We start from the raw sequence: 17,540 nt of genomic DNA, 5'->3' as shown, positions 1-17,540 counted from the left end.
CGGCGGTCGTCGGTTCCAGCCCTCTCCAGGGCCGGGCCGGAAGCCGTTTCCATCGTTCCGAGAGGTTGTTCGTGTCGGCCAGCACATCCCGTACGCTCCCGCCGGAGATCGCCGAGTCCGAGTCTGTGATGGCGCTCATCGAGCGGGGAAAGGCTGATGGGCAGATCGCCGGCGATGACGTGCGTCGGGCCTTCGAGGCTGACCAGATTCCGCCAACCCAGTGGAAGAATGTTCTGCGCAGCCTCAACCAGATCCTCGAGGAAGAGGGTGTGACGCTGATGGTCAGTGCCGCGGAGTCGCCTAAGCGCGCCCGCAAGAGCGTCGCAGCGAAGAGCCCGGTCAAGCGCACCGCCACCAAGACCGTCGCCGCCAAGACGGCCGTGACGCGCACCGTCGCGGCATCCGCCGCCCCGGCGGCCGAGAGCGCGGACGTGGCGGCCGACGACGCTGCCGTTGCCGCTCCTGCGAAGAAGACGGCAGCCAAGAAGACGGTTGCCAAGAAGACCGCGGCGAAGAAGACCGCGGTCAAGAAGACCGCCGCGAAGAAGTCCGGCAAGCAGGACGACGAGCTGCTCGACGGCGACGAGCCGGTCGAGGAAGTGAAGGCCGGCAAGGGCGAGGAAGAGGAGGGCGAGGGCGAGAACAAGGGCTTCGTCCTCTCCGACGACGACGAGGACGACGCGCCTGCGCAGCAGGTGGCCGTCGCCGGCGCCACGGCCGACCCGGTCAAGGACTACCTGAAGCAGATCGGCAAGGTCCCCCTCCTCAACGCCGAGCAGGAGGTCGAGCTCGCCAAGCGCATCGAAGCCGGGCTCTTCGCCGAGGACAAGCTCGCGAACTCCGACAAGCTCGCACCGAAGCTCAAGCGCGAGCTGGAGATCATCGCCGAGGACGGCCGCCGGGCCAAGAACCACCTGCTGGAGGCCAACCTCCGCCTCGTGGTCTCGCTGGCCAAGCGCTACACCGGCCGCGGCATGCTCTTCCTGGACCTCATCCAGGAGGGCAACCTCGGTCTGATCCGCGCGGTCGAGAAGTTCGACTACACCAAGGGCTACAAGTTCTCCACGTACGCCACATGGTGGATCCGCCAGGCGATCACCCGCGCCATGGCCGACCAGGCCCGCACCATCCGCATCCCGGTGCACATGGTCGAGGTCATCAACAAGCTCGCACGGGTGCAGCGCCAGATGCTCCAGGACCTGGGCCGTGAGCCCACCCCGGAGGAGCTGGCCAAGGAGCTCGACATGACCCCCGAGAAGGTCATCGAGGTCCAGAAGTACGGGCGCGAGCCGATTTCGCTCCACACCCCGCTGGGTGAGGACGGGGACAGCGAGTTCGGAGACCTGATCGAGGACTCCGAGGCGGTCGTCCCGGCGGACGCGGTGAGCTTCACCCTGCTCCAGGAGCAGCTGCACTCCGTGCTCGACACCCTGTCCGAGCGCGAGGCGGGCGTCGTCTCGATGCGTTTCGGTCTCACCGACGGCCAGCCGAAGACGCTGGACGAGATCGGCAAGGTCTACGGGGTGACGCGTGAGCGCATCCGTCAGATCGAGTCCAAGACGATGTCGAAGCTGCGCCACCCGTCGCGTTCGCAGGTTCTGCGCGACTACCTCGACTAGACCGAGGACAGACATGGGCCGGGGCCCGGAACCGATGAGGTTCCGGGCCCCGGCCCATGTCCGCATGCGGTCGGCACCGGGGCGGATGACGCTGAGTGGGCACTGTTCACCTCGGCGTCAGGAGTCTTCATGCCCCGCGTTCTCGTCCGTGTCCTTCCCGCCGCGCTCACCCTGGCGGCCGCTGCCGCGGTGATACCCCTCGGTCCCCCCGCCCCGGCCGCCGCGGACAGCATCATCGTCGGCGGGAGGCCGGTGGCCGTCGCGGACAGTCCGTGGACCGTGGCCCTGTCGAGCCGTGACCGGTTCGGAGGAACCCGCGCGGGCCAGTTCTGCGGCGGAGTGGCGATCGCACCCACCAAGGTGCTCACGGCCGCGCACTGCCTGCGGGAGGACGTCCTGGGCGCCTCCGTCACGGAGGTCGCCGACCTGCGGATCATCGCGGGCCGGGACGAGCTGAGCGGGCCGGGCGGCCAGGAGATCCCCGTGCGGTCGTCGTGGGTCAATCCGGGCTACGACCCGCACACCAACGCCGGGGACCTCGCGGTCCTCACCCTGGCCCGGGCGCTGCCGGAGAACAGCGTCATCCCGATGGCCGGGGCCGGCGACGCGGCGTACGAGCCGGGTACCGAGGCCACGGTGTACGGCTGGGGGGACACGACCGGCTACGGCGCCTACGCGTCCGGGCTGCACGCCGCCACGGTGCGGGTGATGCCGGACAGCGACTGCGTCCGCGCGTACCCCGGCGGCACACGGGGCGCGTACGAGGCCTCGTCGATGCTCTGCGCCGGTGACACCGCGGGCGGGCGGGATGCCTGCCAGGGGGACAGCGGAGGCCCGCTGGTGGCCCGTGGGCGCCTCATCGGGCTCGTCTCATGGGGGAGTGGCTGCGGGAGCCCCGGCAGCCCCGGGGTGTACACACGCGTGTCCGCGGCGATCCGGTGGATGGCCGACCGGAGCTGACCACGGACTGCGGACCTCGCGTCCGGGCGTACGAGAACGGGCGGCTTTCCCCGAGGGGAGGCCGCCCGTCGGCCGGTCCTGGACCGTGCCCATGGCTCGTCGTGGATGCGAGGTGTCAGTGTTCCTCGTCGGCGGCACTGGCCTGCACGGCAGTGAGCCGATCCGTCTCATCCTGTATTTCCGCGGCGATCTTCTTGAGTTCCGGCTCGAACTTGCGTCCGTGGTGGGCACAGAAGAGCAGTTCACCGCCGCTGATCAGGACGACGCGCAGATAGGCCTGGGCGCCGCAACGGTCACAGCGGTCTGCTGCGGTCAGCGGGCTCGCGGGGGTCAGAACAGTAGTCACGTCGCCTCTTCTCTAGCTCGACGAGCTGTCGTACCAGGGTCAACATCCAACCAGGCCGAAAACGTTCCCGCTCGTGGCATTTCTTCGAAACTTCTTCTGAGGATGGCTGTCTGTTGCCGGTTGGCGGCGAATGTGCCGTATTGCGTAGCGCTACGGTTTCGCGTTGCTTGTGTGGGCCGGTCCGCCGGCTGGCTTGCCGGTTGTTCATGAGGACGTGCCCGGAGCCTAAATGGTTCATGCCTCGAAGGGAACGTGATGTGCACGTCACCCTAACGAATGATCGAACGCGTATGCGAGGCTGGACTAGCATAAGGATTCCCCCTGGGTGGCGTTACAACCGCTCTACCAGGCCTCGGTAGGCTCTCAGCGGCTACCGAGGCCGAGCCCGTTACCCACTGGGCCCCAAATGAAATTCAGCGAGGAGCGAACCGCGTGACCGCCGATTCCGTGCCGTCCACTGCGCTGCTGACCGGAGCAGGCGGCGCAGACAGGGACAGCTCCAACTACACCGCGCGGCATCTTCTCGTCCTCGAGGGGCTCGAAGCGGTCCGTAAGCGTCCCGGGATGTACATCGGGTCCACGGACAGCCGCGGACTCATGCACTGCCTCTGGGAGATCATCGACAACTCGGTCGACGAAGCTCTCGGCGGGTTCTGCGACAGCATCGAGGTCATCCTCCACGACGACTCCTCCGTGGAGGTCCGCGACAACGGCCGTGGCATCCCGGTCGACGTGGAGCCCAAGACCGGGCTCTCCGGCATCGAGGTCGTCATGACCAAGCTGCACGCCGGCGGAAAGTTCGGCGGCGGGTCCTACGCGGCGTCGGGCGGTCTCCACGGCGTCGGCGCCTCCGTCGTGAACGCGCTCTCCGCCCGGCTGGACGTCGAGGTCGACCGGAACAGCGCCACTCACTCCATCAGCTTCCGCCGCGGTGTCCCCGGAATGTTCACCGAGCAGGGCCCGGACAGCCCCTTCGACCCCGCCAACGGCCTCCGCAAGGGCAAGCGCGTCCCCAAGACGCGTACGGGTACCCGGGTGCGGTACTGGGCGGACCGCCAGATCTTCCTCAAGGACGCCAAGCTCAACCTGGAGACGCTGTACCAGCGGGCACGCCAGACCGCGTTCCTCGTACCGGGCCTCACCATCGTCGTGCGCGACGAGCGCGGCATCGACGGCGAGGGCAAGACGGAGGAGACGTTCCGCTTCGACGGCGGGATCAGCGAGTTCTGCGAGTACCTGGCGCAGGACAAGGCCGTCTGCGACGTGCAGCGCCTGAGCGGGACGGGCACCTTCAAGGAGACCGTGCCGGTCCTGGACGACCGCGGGCACATGACGGCGACCGAGGTCACCCGTGAGCTGGGGGTCGACATCGCCCTGCGCTGGGGCACCGGCTACGACACGAACCTCAAGTCCTTCGTCAACATCATCGCCACCCCCAAGGGCGGCACCCACGTCAGCGGCTTCGAGCGCTCCCTCACCAGGACGGTGAACGAGGTCCTGCGCTCCTCCAAGCTGCTGCGGGTCGCCGAGGACGACATCGTCAAGGACGACGCCCTGGAGGGCCTGACGGCGGTCGTCACCGTACGGCTGGCGGAACCGCAGTTCGAAGGGCAGACCAAGGAGGTCCTGGGCACCTCGGCGGCCAACCGGATCGTGGCCAATGTCGTCGCCAAGGAGCTCAAGGCCTTCCTGACGTCCACCAAGCGCGATGCCAAGGCCCAGGCCAGGGCGGTGCTGGACAAGGCCGTGGCCGCCGCCCGCACCCGTATCGCCGCTCGCCAGCACAAGGACGCGCAGCGCCGCAAGACCGCGCTGGAGTCCTCCTCGCTGCCCGCGAAGCTCGCGGACTGCCGGAGCGACGACGTGGAGCGCAGCGAGCTCTTCATCGTGGAGGGCGACTCGGCCCTCGGTACCGCGAAGCTGGCCCGCAACAGTGAGTTCCAGGCCCTGCTGCCGATCCGTGGCAAGATCCTCAACGTCCAGAAGTCGTCCGTCTCGGACATGCTGAAGAACGCCGAGTGCGGGGCCATCATCCAGGTCATAGGAGCGGGCTCCGGGCGCACCTTCGACATCGACGCCGCGCGCTACGGCAAGGTCATCATGATGACGGACGCCGACGTCGACGGCTCGCACATCCGCACCCTGCTGCTGACGCTCTTCCAGCGCTACATGCGGCCGATGGTCGAGGCGGGGCGGGTGTTCGCGGCCGTGCCCCCGCTGCACCGGATCGAGCTCGTCCAGCCGAAGAAGGGCCAGGACAAGTACATCTACACCTACTCCGACAACGAGCTGCGGCAGACGCTGCTGGAGCTGCAGCGGAAGAACGTCCGGTTCAAGGACTCGATCCAGCGGTACAAGGGTCTCGGTGAGATGGACGCGGACCAGCTCGCGGAGACCACGATGGACCCGCGCCACCGCACCCTGCGCCGGATCAACATCGGCGACCTGGAATCCTCCGAGCACGTCTTCGACCTGCTGATGGGCAACGAGGTCGCTCCGCGTAAGGAGTTCATCACCAGCTCCGCCGCCACCCTGGACCGCTCCCGTATCGACGTCTGAGGTTCTCCACCCGTGGGTGGAGACCTTTTTCCACCCACGGTCAGCCCCTGAGCCGATCCCGTGACCCCCGCATCTCCGTAGCGTCGAGGACATCGAATCCTCACGCCCTCGGAGGCCGGCATGACAGAGCTCTTCAACGTTCTGGTGATCGTCGCGGTCGTCGCGCTCGTCGTCGTGCGTCAGTTCTCGGCCCAGCGGGTCGGCGAACTGAAGCGGTGGTGGGTGCTGCCGGCGGTCCTCCTCGTCGTCGCGCTGCGCGGTGACGGAGCCCTCGACCCCCGTCACGAGGCGCTGTCGGCGGTGATACTCGGCGCGGGTCTCCTGGTCGGTCTGGTCACCGGTGCGGGATGGGGCTGGACCGCCCGGCTGTGGCAGGCGCCGGACGAAACGCTCTGGAGCAGGGGGACCAGGGCGACCGTCTTCGTATGGGCGGGTGGGATCGCGCTGCGCGTCGCGCTGGCCGGGACCGCACTTCTGCTCGGTGTGCACCAGGGGACGGGAGCTCTGCTCATATCGCTCGCGGCGATGCTGTTCGCACGCAGCGGTGTGCTGGCTCTGAGGGCCGGCGGCATACGTGAGCAGTACGGTGTCACGGCGGCTTCTCCGGCCGGAGACGCGCCGTCGGCGGCCGGAGCGGTCATGACGAAGGGCGGGGCGTGAACCGCGGTACGTGGACGAGCTGGCCTTCCAAGGAGGCCCTCACGCCGGAGCCCCGCACTCGGCTCCGGGCCGCCATCGGGTGGTTCGTATGGGCCGCCGTATTCGCCGGCTACCTCTGGAAGATCTTCGCGGACGGGCGGTTCGCCCTCTGGCAGGTGGCGCTCGGTCTGGCGGCGACCGCCGGCTGTGTCCTGGTGGGCAAGGAGTTCTTCCGGACCACCAGGGAGCACCGTCTCGGCCCCTCGCTCGGGCTGCTGGTGCTGCTCATCGCTGTGGCGTTCGGGGCTCTGGGGGCGGGCGCGGGGGGCGCCGCCGCCGTGCTGTGGTGTGTGTGCGCCGTGGTCGCCCTGGAGAGGCTCCCGCTGGTCGCCGCCGTCCCGCTCACGACGGTGACGCTGGTCGCCTACGTCGTCGTCAAGGGCGACGGCTGGCTCACGAGCGTGATCACCGCCGGCGGGCTGTGCCTGGGCGGATATGTGCTGCGGCTCGATGCCGAGGCCCGGGGCAGCTCCCAGCGCCTCCTCGCCCAGGAGCGTGCCGCCAGGGAGGCGGAGGCCGGGAGTGCCGCGCTGGCGGAGAGATCCAGGATCGCCCGTGAGATCCACGATGTGCTCGCCCACAGCCTCTCCGCCCAGCTGGTGCACCTGGAAGCGGCCCGGCTGCTGATCGAACGGGAGCCGTCCGCGGAATTCCGTGACCAGGTGCTGGAGAGGGTGGTGGCGGCGCGCTCGATGGCGCGTGAGGGCCTCGCCGAGACCCGCCAGGCGCTCTCCGCGCTGCGCGGGGAGATGATCCCGGTGGAGGACTTCCTGCGTCAGCTGATGGCCGGTGAGCCGGCCGAGGTGTCCGTGGCGGGGGAGCGGAGGCAGCTGACGGCAGAGGCGTCGCAGACGGTGCGGAGGGTGGCGCAGGAGGCACTGACCAACACCCGCAAACACGCGCCGGGGGCGGTCGTCACCGTCCGGCTGGAGTATCAGCCGGACACGGTGGCCCTGGAGGTACGGGACTCCGGCGGTCGCCGTCCCGCCGGTGAGCTCGCTGTCAGTGGCTCCGGATACGGTCTGGTGGGGATGCGGGAACGTGCCGAGCTGCTCGGCGGGACGCTGGAGGCAGGGCCGGACGAGGAGGGATTCGTGGTGAATCTGCGGGTGCCCGCGTGAGCGCGCGGGTGGTGGTGGCGGACGACCAGTCGGTGGTGCGGGAGGGCATCGTCATGCTGCTCGGCCTGCTGCCCGGCATCGAGGTGGTGGGGGCCGCGAAGGACGGTGACGAGGCGGTCGCCCTCGTCGCCGAGATGTCTCCCGACGTGGTTCTCATGGACCTGCGGATGCCCCGGTGCGACGGCGTCGAAGCCACGCGCCGTATCCGCAGGGACCATCCCGGCACCCAGGTGGTGGTCCTCACCACCTTCGCCGACGACGATTCGCTGTTCACCGCCCTGCAGGCGGGTGCGCGGGGCTACCTCACCAAGGACGCCCGGGGCGAGGAGATCGCCCAGGCCATCGAGGCCGTGCTCTCCGGGGAGGCCGGGCTCTCACCGAAGGTGCAGAGCCGGCTGCTGGAGCGGGTCACGGCCCGGACCCTCGGGACGGGGGCGCCGGTCCCGGCGGAGCTGCCCGACGGGCTCACCCCCAGGGAGGCCGAGGTGCTGGTCCTCATCGCGGACGGACAGTCCAACACGGAGATCGCACGCACGCTGCACATCTCCCGGGCCACCGTGAAAACGCACATCAACAACCTCTTCGCCAAGACAGGCGCCCGCGACCGGACGGGAGCCATGCGTTATGCCTACGGCCGGGGTCTCGCACACCCACCCGGCACTTCCGTCACCTGAAATGGTGAAGCACGGCGAATGAAGTGCCCGGGATCTTCCCGGTCTGCCCATTCTTGGCTACGCGGCCGAAAAGGCTCGTGGACAAGGGAGTTGTCGGTGGAGAAGGAAGCAGGGCCGGACGCCGCAGCGATGCGGCTCGACGACCCGTGGTACGAGGTCCCGGCCACCGCGTGGGGCGGTACGGACGGTTCGGGGGCCGTGGTGCCCGACGGGCGGTCCCGGCCGGTGGAGCAACGCGGCCACAGCGCGGCGGAGATCTATCTGGAGGTGCAGAACAGCCCGGCGTTCCGTGAGGTACGCCGTCGCTACCGACGCTTCGTGGTTCCCTCGGCCATCGCCTTCCTGCTCTGGTACCTCGCCTATGTCATCGCGGCCACCACCGCGCACGATCTGATGGCGCGTCCCGTCGTCGGCGCGGTCAACGTGGCCATGGTGGCGGGGCTCGGACAGTTCCTCACCACCTTCCTGCTCACCTGGGCGTACGTCCGTCACGCGCGTCTGCACCGGGACCGTGCCGCGCTGGATCTCCGCTGGGAGACCCAGGAGATGACCAGAGGGGCCGGCCGGTGAGAGGGGATCATCAGACGCTGGCCCTGCTGCTGTTCAGCGTGTTCATCGCCGTGACGCTCGGCATCACCACCTGGGTCGGCCGCAACAGGCAGGGGTCGGCGGAGGAGTTCTACGCCGGCGGACGGCTGTTCTCCCCCATGGAGAACGGGTTCGCCATCGCCGGTGACTACATGTCAGCCGCGTCCTTCCTCGGCATCTCGGGACTGATCGCCCTGTTCGGCTACGACGGCATGCTCTACTCCGTCGGCTTCCTCGTCGCCTGGCTCGTCGTCCTGCTGCTCGTAGCCGAACTCGTGCGCAACTGCGGGCGGTTCACCCTCGCCGACGTGGTGGCGGCCCGGATGGCGGAGCGCCCGGTGCGCACGGCGGTGGGTACCTCGTCCGTCACGGTCTCCGTGCTGTACCTGGTGGCCCAGATGGTCGGTGCGGGGAGCCTCGTCGCGCTGCTGCTCGGTGGCACGAGCGACACCGCCCGGTCCTGGACCGTGGTCGGGGTCGGGGCGCTGATGGTGATCTACGTGTCGCTCGGCGGTATGCGCGCCACGACCTGGATCCAGATCGTCAAGGCGGTCCTGCTGATGTCCGGCGCGGTGGCGCTCACCGTGCTCGTCCTGCTCCGCTTCCACGGCGACGTCAACGCCCTGCTCACCTCCGCCGCCGAACGCAGCGGCCACGGAGGGGACTTCCTCTCGCCCGGCCTGAGGTACGGCGGGAGCTGGACGGCCCGCTTCGACTTCATCAGCCTCGGCCTGGCGCTCGTCCTCGGCACGGCCGGCCTGCCGCACATCCTGTCGCGCTTCTACACCGTCCCCACGGCCCGTGCGGCCCGGCGCTCGGTCGTCTGGTCCATCGGGCTCATCGGCAGCTTCTACCTGATGACCATCGTGCTCGGGTTCGGGGCGGCCGCGCTCGTCGGAACCGCGGATGTGCGGGCGTCCAACGCCTCGGGGAACACGGCCGTACCGCTTCTGGCGCTCGTGCTCGGGGGAGGTGAGGGCTCCACGGGAGGCACGGTGCTCTTCGCCGTCGTGGCCGCCGTCGCCTTCGCCACGATCCTGGCCGTCGTCGCCGGGATCACCCTCGCCTCCTCGGCCTCCGTAGCCCATGACCTCTACGCCTCGTTCCGGAGGCCGGGCGCCAAGCATCGGAGCGAGGTCGGTGTGGCCCGGGTGGCCGCGGCGGGCATCGGGGTGGTGGCCATCGCCCTCGGCCTCCTCGCCCAGAATCTGAACGTCGCGTTCCTGGTGGGACTGGCCTTCGCGGTCGCCGCCTCCGCCAACCTCCCGGCGCTGCTCTACTCCCTGTTCTGGCGGAACTTCACCACCCGGGGAGCGGTCTGGGCCGTCTACGGCGGGCTGATCCCCGCCGTGCTGCTCGTGCTGCTCTCACCGGTGGTCTCGGGCAGGCCCACCTCGCTCTTCCCCGGCGTGGACCTCGCGTTCTTCCCCCTGGAGAACCCTGGGCTCGTATCGATCCCGGCGGGCTTCCTGGCCGGCTGGATCGGCACGGTCACCTCGCCGGAGCCACCGGACCCGGCCAAGCACGCGGAGACGGAGGTCCGTTCGCTCACCGGGGCGGGAGCGGCGTAGACATCTGGTCGACGAGCGGTACGGACCGGCGGGTTCAGGAGCCGGTGGCCCAGATGTACCGGTGTTCCGGGCGTCCCGTCTCGCCGTACTTGAGGGAGAGCCGCACGCGGCCCGTGCGCTCCAGCAGCTTCAGGTAGCGCTGGGCCGTCTGGCGGCTCATCCCGGCGCTCTCCGCGATCTCCTGCGCGGAGAGCGGCCCGTCGGCGGACCGCAGGGCCTGGCGGACCAGTTCCGCGGTCGTCGTCGAATGCCCCTTGGGGAGGTCGGACCCGGCGGTCGCCCACAAGGCCCCGAACAGCCGGTCCACCTCCGTCTGCTCGGCCTCGCCGCCGCTCTCGAAGGTGCGGCGCAGAGCCGCGTAAGCCTCCAGTTTGGTGCGGAGCCCGGCGTACGCGAACGGCTTGACCAGGTACTGGAGCGCGCCGTGGCGCATCGCCGCCTGGACGGTCGCCACATCGCGGGCCGCCGTCACCATGATCACGTCGGTGTGCCGGCCGAGTGCGCGGAGCTCCCGCACGACGGCCAGACCGTTGCGGTCCGGCAGATAGTGATCGAGGAGGATCAGATCGATCGGCGCCTCGCCGATCCTCGTGAGGGCCTCCGCCGCCGAGTGGGCCATGGCGGCGACGCGGAATCCGGGCACCTTGGCGACGTAGGCCGCGTTGATGCGTGCGACCCGTACGTCGTCGTCCACGACCAGAACCTCGATCACGGGGCGTCTCCTGACGTCGTGGGCGGTACGGGGGCCCGCGAGCCGCCCGGGGTGGGCGGGTCGAGGGGGTCGGGACCGCCCGCGGTGGGTACGCCGAGCCGTTCCGGTTCGGCCAGGGCCTCCGGCAGGACGACGGTGAACACCGCGCCGCCCTCGGGGGCGTCCGACACGGACACGCTGCCGCCCTGCCGCTCGGCGAGCCGCCGCACCAGGGGCAGCCCCAGGCCTCGCTTGCCGTGGGCCGGGAGTTCCTTGGTCGACCAGCCCTCCGTGAAGATGGATTCGTGGTCGCCCGCAGGCACGCCGGGACCGCTGTCGCGCACCCGCAGCACCACCGTACGGCCCTCGGTCCGCAGTCCGACCTCGATCCGCGCGTCGGCCGACCCCGCGGCCGCGTCCAGCGCGTTGTCGACCAGGTTGCCGAGAACCGTGACGAGCCCGCGTGGATCCACCAGCCGGTCCGGCAGCAGGGTTCCCGGGGCCATGCGCAGGGCGACACCGCGTTCCGCGGCCACGGTCGCCTTGCCGACCAGGAGCGACGCCAGCAGCGGGTCCTGGACCTTCTCGGTGACCTGCTCGGCGGTCGCCCGGTGGACGCCGACGACTTCCGTGACGAACTCCACCGCCTCCTCGTGCATCTCCAGCTCCAGCAGTCCCAGGAGGGTGTGCAGCCGGTTGGCGTGCTCGTGGTCCTGGGCGCGGAGCGCGTCGATGAGGCCGTGGGTGGAGTCGAGTTCGCGGCCGAGGTACTCCAGCTCCGTACGGTCGCGCAGCGTGACCACGGCTCCGCCGTCCTCGGTCGGCATCCGGTTGGCTAGGAGCACGCGGCTGCCGCGGACCGTCACCAGGTCGTCGCCGAGCACCCGCCCGGCCAGTACATCGGTGGTGCGCCCCTCGCCCAGCGCCTCGTCGAGCTGCCGGCCCGCGGCGCCGGGGCCGAGCCCGAGCAGTCGCTGGGCCTCGTCGTTCAGCAGCCTGACGCGCCCGGTGCGGTCGAGTGCCACGACGCCCTCACGGATGCTGTGGAGCATCGCCTCACGCTCGGTCAGCAGCGCGGAGATGTCGGAGAACGCCAGGTCATGGGTCTGCCGCTGGAGACGGCGGGAGATCAGATAGGCGGCCAGCGCCCCCACCGCCAGCGCCCCGCCCGCGTAGGCGAGCAGCCCGGGGATCGTGGCGAGCAGCCGGGCGCGGACGCTGTCGTACGCGATACCGACCGAGACCGCGCCGACGACCCGGCCCGATGCGTCCAGCAGCGGCACCTTGCCGCGGGCCGAGCGTCCGAGGGTGCCGCTGTCGATCTCCATCACGGACCGGCCGGCGAGCGCCGTGCTGGGGTCGGTGGAGACGACGTCGCCGATTCGCGAGGAGTCCGTGTGGGACCAGCGCACCCCCTGCTTGTCCATGATCACCACGTATTCGGCGCCGGTCGCCCGTCTGATCCGCTCCGCGGCGGTCTGCACGGCGCCGTGCGGGCGCGGTTCGGTGCTCTGCAGCGCGGCCGAGATCTGCGGCTGGGCCGCCGTGCTCTGTGCGATCGCCAGGGCACGGCGCATCGCCTGGTCGTCGAGCTGGGCGCTGAGCGGTGCCAGGAAGAGGCCCGTGACGAGGACCGTGACGCCGGTGACGACGGCCAGCTGCATCAGCAGGACCTGGGAGAAGACCCGCTGCGGCCAGCCGAACCGGCGCGGTCCCCGTGAGGTGGTCGGTGGGGCGCTCATCGTACGAACGGTAAAGGGCGAACCGTGCTCACCGAAATCTCCGCCGGCCGGGCACCGGGCGACCGAGGGCCGACCATCGGGCGATCAGGGCCAGGGCCCTTGTCCTCCCGCTCTTCATCTGTGAGCGTTCTACCGGTATCCGCATCAACGCAATCTTCTTGCGTTTCTTGCGCTAATCTTGCGTTCATGACGCGACGACTTGCTCAGGTTGCCCAGAAAGTAGGAGTCAGCGAGGCTACGGTCAGCCGCGTGCTGAACGGCAAGCCGGGCGTCTCGGACGCCACCCGGCAAGCCGTCCTCTCGGCTCTGGACGTGCTCGGCTACGAGCGTCCGACGCAGCTGCGCGGGGAGCGCGCCCGCCTGGTCGGGCTGGTCCTCCCGGAGCTGCAGAACCCGATCTTCCCGGCGTTCGCCGAAGTGGTCGGGGGCGCGCTCGCCCAGCAGGGGCTGACCCCGGTGCTCTGCACCCAGACCAAGGGCGGGGTCTCCGAGGCCGACTACGTCGAGCTGCTCCTGCAGCAGCAGGTCTCCGGCGTCGTCTTCGCCGGCGGGCTGTACGCCCAGGCCGACGCCCCCCACGACCACTACAAGGTGCTCGCCGACCGCAAGATCCCCGTCGTCCTGATCAACGCCGCCATCGCCCATCTCGGATTTCCCGCCGTCTCCTGCGACGACTCCGTGGCCGTGGAGCAGGCCTGGCGTCACCTGGTCTCGCTCGGGCACGAACGGATCGGGTTCGTCCTCGGCCCGGCCGACCACATGCCCTCGCAGCGTAAGCTCGCCGCCGCCCGCACGCTGGCCGCCCGGTCCGGGGTCACCGTGCCGGAGGAATGGGTGGCGCGGGCCATGTTCTCGCTGGAGGGCGGCCAGGCGGCCGCCACGCGGCTGCTCGAACAAGGGGTCACCGGCATCATCTGTGCGAGCGACCCGCTGGCCCTCGGCGCGGTACGCGCGGCGCGCCGCCGGGGTCTGTCGGTGCCCGGCGAGGTCTCCATCGTCGGCTACGACGACTCCGCGTTCATGAACTGCACCGAGCCGCCGCTGACCACGGTGCGCCAGCCGATCGAAGCCATGGGCAGGGCGGCGGTCGAGCTGCTCTCCGGGCAGATCGGCGGGCACGCGGTGCCGTCGGACGAGCTCCTCTTCGAGCCGGAGCTGGTCGTCCGCGGCTCCACCGCCCGGCCGCCCCGGTAGAGAACGGCGAGAATTTCCTCCAGCTGTAGCTAATTTGCGGACCCGGCGGCGCCGACCGGGATGGGTAGCGGCTGGGGCGGGCGCGGCCCTGTGTACTGCCCGCTGGGCCGCATGCGCAGCGGGCGCTCCGTGTACTCCTCCATGGCATGGGCGATCCAGCCCGCCGTGCGGGACACGGCGAACACCGTCTCGCCCGCTTCGGCGGGCATGCCGTACGTGACCGAGAGGACGGCCAGGGCCAGGTCGACATTGGCGTGCAGTGGCGTGTGGCGAGCCGTGGTGGCGACCACGTCACGGGCCGCCCCCATCGCCGGGGCCGCCTCCGGCACCGCGTCGAGCAGCGCGAACAGCGCGCCCGCCCGGGGATCCTCGCCCTGGTAGAGGCGGTGGCCGAGCCCCGGCACCCGCCGGCCGGCCCGCAGGTGGTCCGCGACCACCGGAGCGGCACCGCCCCGGTCCACGACCTCGGACAGCATCCGGTGCGCGGGCCCGCTCGCGGCACCGTGCAGGGGGCCCTCCAGCACACCCAGCCCGGCGGAGACCACGGCGTACGGATGCGCGTGGGTCGAGGCGGCGACCCGTGCCGCCAGGGTCGAGGCCGCGAGATCATGGTCGGCCAGCAGTGCGAGTGCGGTGTCGAGCACGGCCAGTGAGACCGCGTCGGCGGGCCGCGCGGAGAGCTTCCTCCACAGCTGGGAGGCGAGGGAGACGTTCACCTCGCCGCGCCCGCCGCCCGCCCCATCCGGCTCGCCGCCCTCCGGCGCCCCGGCCATGGGGAGCGCGCCCACCAGGGTGGGGATCAGGTTGCGCGCGCTGGCGAGCACGCCCTCCGGGGAGAGGTCGAACCGGAGCGGATCGGAGGACGCGGCAGCGGCGACAGCGGCACGCAGCCGGTCCGTCGAGCTGCTGTGCCGTGGCATCGCGGCGGCCGTACGCCGCGCCGCCGCGAGGGATTCGTCCGCCGCGGTGAAGCGGATGCCCGGCCGGAGCTCCCCGGTCCAGATCCACTCGGCGACCTCCTCGTAGCTGTGACGGCCGGCGAGTTCGGTCGCGTCGACGCCGCGGAAGAAGTAGCGGTCCGGCTCGATGAGCGTGATGCCGGTCCGGAAGACCAGGTCTCCCGAGGCCGGCGGGGACGGCTCCCTGCGGCCGGTGCGGCGGGCCAGCGCGTCGACCTCGGCGGCGTCGAACGTGCTGCCGCGCCTGCCGGGGGTCCGCCTGCTGGCGAGCTGCCCCCGGCTCACGTACGCGTACACGGTCTCCGGCTTCACCCCGAGACGTTCGGCCGCCTCCCGGGTCGTCAGCCGGGGGGCAGCCTCCTCGTCTCCCGCGTCCTGCGTACCGGTTCCGTCCGCCGACTCATGCGTCATGGCGCCCACCGTATCCATATCCCTGGATGACGTAGCACTCCGGCAGGGTTTCATATTGATCCAATCAATATTGACAGTCTCAAAGTCAATGATGGACAGTCGAATCAATGTTCAGCTCGACGGTGGAGGAGAGACCAGCCATGCCTGTCCCACGTACGGAAACCGCCCCCCTCGACGTCCCCCGCGGCCTCGCCGGTGTGATCGTCACCGACACCGCGCTCGGGGACGTGCGTGGGCGCGAGGGCTTCTACCACTACCGGCAGTACTCGGCGATCGAGCTGGCGCAGAGCCGCAGCTTCGAGGACGTCTGGTACCTGATGTTCCACGGCGAACTGCCCGGCCGGACGGAGAGCGAGGCCTTCGCCGCACGCACGACGGGTCTGCGCCGGCTGCCCGCCGAGGTACGGGAGGCGCTGCCCGCCATCGCCCGCGCCGGCCTGGTCTCCGGCCCGCTCGCCGGACTGCGCACGGCGCTGTCGCTGCTCGGCGCCTCGGCCGGATTCCGCCCGGTGTACGACATCGACGCCGACCGCCGCCGTGAGGACGCGCTCGCCGTGTGTGCCGCGGTCCCCACCGTCCTGACCTCCCTGTACCGCCTCGGCCAGGGCCTGGAACCGGTCGAGCCGCGGGACGACCTCCCGTTCGCCGCGAACTACCTGTACATGCTCACCGGCGAGGAGCCGGACGCCGCACGGACGGCGGCGGTCGAGCGGTACCTCGTCTCCACCGTCGACCACGGCTTCAACGCCTCCACCTTCACCGCCCGGGTGATCGCCTCCACCGGGGCCGACGTCGCCGCCTGCCTCGGCGGAGCCGTCGGCGCGCTCTCCGGTCCGCTGCACGGCGGCGCCCCCAGCCGGGCGCTGGACACCCTGGACGCCATCGGCACCCCGGACAGGATCGACGGCTGGATCCGCGGACGCGTCCTCGCGGGGGAGCGGATCATGGGATTCGGACACCCCGTCTACCGCACCGAGGACCCGCGCTCACGCATGCTGCGCTCCGTCGCGCAGAGCTTCGGCGGCCCGCTCGTCGACTTCGCCGTCGAGGTGGAACGCCGGGTGGAGGCGATCCTCGCCGAGCTCAAGCCGGGGCGCGAGCTGCACACCAACGTGGAGTTCTACGCCGGCGTCGTCATGGAGCTCTGCGGACTGCCGCGCGAGATGTTCACCCCCACCTTCTGTGCCGCGCGCATGGTCGGCTGGAGCGCCAATATCCTGGAGCAGGCGGAGGACTCGAAGATCATCCGCCCGGCGGCCCGCTACACCGGGACCCCGCCCCCGCAGCCCGTACCGGCACGCTGAACGACCCGAGGAAGGCCCCCGTTGACCCCGCCCCACGCCCCGCAGATCCCGGTCGTCGTCCTCGCGGGGTTCCTCGGATCCGGCAAGACGACGCTGCTCAACCATCTGCTCCGCAACCGGGCGGGCAACCGGATCGGCGTCATCGTCAACGACTTCGGGGCCATCGAGATCGACGCCATGACCGTGGCGGGGCAGGTCGGTTCCACGGTCTCGCTGGGCAACGGCTGCCTGTGCTGCGCCGTCGACGCGAGCGAGCTCGACACCTACCTGGAGACGCTGACCGGCCCGGCCGCCCGGCTCGATGTGATCGTCATCGAGGCGAGCGGTCTCGCCGAGCCCCAGGAACTCGTACGGATGCTGCTGGCCAGCGACAACCCGCACATCCGGTACGGCGGACTGGTCGAGGTCGTCGACGCCGCCGAGTTCCCCGCCACACGCGAGCGGCACCCCGAGATCGACCGCCACCTCGCCGTCGCCGACCTGGTCGTCCTCAACAAGACCGACCGTGTGGCGGACGCCGGACTGCGAGCCGTACGGGAGGCGGTCGACTCGGCGGGCGGCGGGGCGGCCGTCATCCACGCCGCGTACGGGAGGATCGACCCGGAGCTGCTCTTCGACCCGGTGCTGCGGCCGGACGAGGGCGACTCGTTCCGCCAGCTGACGTTCGAGGACCTGCTCCCGGAGGAGGACCGGACGCACGACGGCCATCTGCACGCGGCGTACGAGAGCGTCTCGTTCACCTCGGACGTGCCGCTCGATCCCCGCCGCCTCATGGCCTTCCTCGACTCCCGGCCCGCGGGTCTCTACCGGATCAAGGGGTTCGCCGACTTCGGCGCGGGTGATCCCGTCAACCGGTACGCCCTGCACGCCGTCGGCAGGTTCCTGCGGTTCGTCCCGCGGCGCCGGGCCCGCGACGAACCGCGAGCGACCCAGCTGGTGCTGATCGGCTCGGGCATCGACGCCGAGGCGCTGCACAAGGGACTCGAGGACTGCCGGGACGCGTTCCAGGAGGCCACCGAGGAGCTGGAGCGCGGCATGTGGGGCGTCCTGCGATACGTGCGCCGGCCGGACGACGACGAGGCCTGAGCCCCCCGCCGTCCGG

At 70.7% G+C, this 17,540-nt stretch carries 15 protein-coding genes; 11 read left to right on the top strand and 4 right to left on the bottom strand.

The features are described from left to right. Nucleotides 1–71 precede the first annotated feature (71 nt). Nucleotides 72–1,619 carry an RNA polymerase sigma factor gene (locus ACZ607_RS09200; RefSeq protein ID WP_469733285.1) on the top strand — a complete coding sequence of 516 codons (1,548 nt, stop codon included), beginning with the start codon at nt 72–74 and terminating at the stop codon, nt 1,617–1,619. Nucleotides 1,620–1,748: 129 nt separating this feature from the next. Then, nucleotides 1,749–2,579: a S1 family peptidase gene (locus ACZ607_RS09195; protein WP_469733283.1), complete on the top strand. Its 831-nt coding sequence runs from the start codon at nt 1,749–1,751 to the stop codon at nt 2,577–2,579. 115 nt (nt 2,580–2,694) lie between these two features. Here the strand turns inward: ACZ607_RS09195 and ACZ607_RS09190 are convergent, their stop codons facing one another. Continuing rightward, a complete protein-coding gene (locus ACZ607_RS09190) occupies nt 2,695–2,925 on the bottom strand; it encodes a DUF7455 domain-containing protein (protein WP_073748127.1) in 231 nt (76 codons plus the stop codon). Between the two features lie 432 nt (nt 2,926–3,357). On the opposite strand from ACZ607_RS09190, the gene ACZ607_RS09185 reads away from it, so the two are divergent. From ACZ607_RS09185 to ACZ607_RS09160, 6 genes are all read left to right on the top strand, one after another. After that, on the top strand, nt 3,358–5,484 hold the full coding sequence (locus ACZ607_RS09185; RefSeq protein WP_469733281.1) for a DNA gyrase/topoisomerase IV subunit B: 2,127 nt from the start codon (nt 3,358–3,360) through the stop codon (nt 5,482–5,484). Between the two features lie 120 nt (nt 5,485–5,604). Beyond that, complete coding sequence (locus ACZ607_RS09180) at nt 5,605–6,144, top strand: DUF1453 domain-containing protein (RefSeq protein ID WP_469733280.1); 540 nt, start codon at nt 5,605–5,607, stop codon at nt 6,142–6,144. Beyond that, the gene (locus ACZ607_RS09175) at nt 6,141–7,304 is read left to right on the top strand and encodes a sensor histidine kinase (protein ID WP_469733278.1); all 1,164 of its coding nucleotides are present in this window, start codon (nt 6,141–6,143) and stop codon (nt 7,302–7,304) included. The genes ACZ607_RS09180 and ACZ607_RS09175 overlap by 4 nt, the downstream gene beginning before the upstream one ends. Further along, on the top strand, nt 7,301–7,978 hold the full coding sequence (locus ACZ607_RS09170) for a response regulator transcription factor (RefSeq protein WP_469733277.1): 678 nt from the start codon (nt 7,301–7,303) through the stop codon (nt 7,976–7,978). Before ACZ607_RS09175 ends, ACZ607_RS09170 begins: the two co-directional genes overlap by 4 nt. Before the next feature lie 129 nt (nt 7,979–8,107). Then, nucleotides 8,108–8,548, top strand: coding sequence for a DUF485 domain-containing protein (locus tag ACZ607_RS09165; RefSeq protein WP_469733447.1), 441 nt, complete (start codon nt 8,108–8,110; stop codon nt 8,546–8,548). Further along, nucleotides 8,545–10,137: a solute symporter family protein gene (locus ACZ607_RS09160; protein ID WP_469733275.1), complete on the top strand. Its 1,593-nt coding sequence runs from the start codon at nt 8,545–8,547 to the stop codon at nt 10,135–10,137. The genes ACZ607_RS09165 and ACZ607_RS09160 overlap by 4 nt, the downstream gene beginning before the upstream one ends. A gap of 34 nt (nt 10,138–10,171) precedes the next feature. Here ACZ607_RS09160 and ACZ607_RS09155 read toward each other — a convergent pair whose 3' ends face one another. Together ACZ607_RS09155 and ACZ607_RS09150 are read right to left on the bottom strand one after the other, a co-directional pair. Then, nucleotides 10,172–10,849, bottom strand: a complete 678-nt coding sequence (locus ACZ607_RS09155) for a DUF7342 family protein (RefSeq protein ID WP_469733274.1) — start codon at nt 10,847–10,849, stop codon at nt 10,172–10,174. After that, entirely contained in the window at nt 10,846–12,570 is a 1,725-nt protein-coding gene (locus tag ACZ607_RS09150; protein WP_469733272.1) for a sensor histidine kinase, read from the bottom strand. The genes ACZ607_RS09155 and ACZ607_RS09150 overlap by 4 nt, the downstream gene beginning before the upstream one ends. Nucleotides 12,571–12,756: 186 nt before the next feature. Between ACZ607_RS09150 and ACZ607_RS09145 the strand changes: the two genes are divergently transcribed. Beyond that, entirely contained in the window at nt 12,757–13,764 is a 1,008-nt protein-coding gene (locus tag ACZ607_RS09145) for a LacI family DNA-binding transcriptional regulator (protein WP_469733270.1), read from the top strand. Nucleotides 13,765–13,793: 29 nt separating this feature from the next. Here the strand turns inward: ACZ607_RS09145 and ACZ607_RS09140 are convergent, their stop codons facing one another. After that, on the bottom strand, nt 13,794–15,134 hold the full coding sequence (locus tag ACZ607_RS09140; RefSeq protein WP_469733268.1) for a citrate synthase: 1,341 nt from the start codon (nt 15,132–15,134) through the stop codon (nt 13,794–13,796). A 140-nt stretch (nt 15,135–15,274) separates the two neighbouring features. On the opposite strand from ACZ607_RS09140, the gene ACZ607_RS09135 reads away from it, so the two are divergent. After that, the gene (locus tag ACZ607_RS09135) at nt 15,275–16,438 is read left to right on the top strand and encodes a citrate synthase (protein WP_469733267.1); all 1,164 of its coding nucleotides are present in this window, start codon (nt 15,275–15,277) and stop codon (nt 16,436–16,438) included. Nucleotides 16,439–16,459: 21 nt separating this feature from the next. Next, nucleotides 16,460–17,524, top strand: coding sequence for a CobW family GTP-binding protein (locus ACZ607_RS09130; RefSeq protein ID WP_469733265.1), 1,065 nt, complete (start codon nt 16,460–16,462; stop codon nt 17,522–17,524). The last annotated feature ends 16 nt before the right edge of the window (nt 17,525–17,540 follow it).

This window comes from Streptomyces sp. NPDC104381, assembly GCF_055583745.1.
The sequence above is the reverse complement of the archived record's forward strand: the minus strand, read 5'-3'. Positions and strand labels throughout refer to the sequence as shown.

Coding starts and splice junctions, on each gene's coding strand:
- ACZ607_RS09195 (WP_469733283.1), top strand. CDS start 1,749: ATGCCCCGCGTTCTCGTCCGTGTCCTTCCCGCCGCGCTCACCCTGGCG.
- ACZ607_RS09180 (WP_469733280.1), top strand. CDS start 5,605: ATGACAGAGCTCTTCAACGTTCTGGTGATCGTCGCGGTCGTCGCGCTC.
- ACZ607_RS09165 (WP_469733447.1), top strand. CDS start 8,108: ATGCGGCTCGACGACCCGTGGTACGAGGTCCCGGCCACCGCGTGGGGC.
- ACZ607_RS09150 (WP_469733272.1), bottom strand. CDS start 12,570: ATGAGCGCCCCACCGACCACCTCACGGGGACCGCGCCGGTTCGGCTGG.
- ACZ607_RS09145 (WP_469733270.1), top strand. CDS start 12,757: ATGACGCGACGACTTGCTCAGGTTGCCCAGAAAGTAGGAGTCAGCGAG.
- ACZ607_RS09140 (WP_469733268.1), bottom strand. CDS start 15,134: ATGACGCATGAGTCGGCGGACGGAACCGGTACGCAGGACGCGGGAGAC.
- ACZ607_RS09135 (WP_469733267.1), top strand. CDS start 15,275: ATGCCTGTCCCACGTACGGAAACCGCCCCCCTCGACGTCCCCCGCGGC.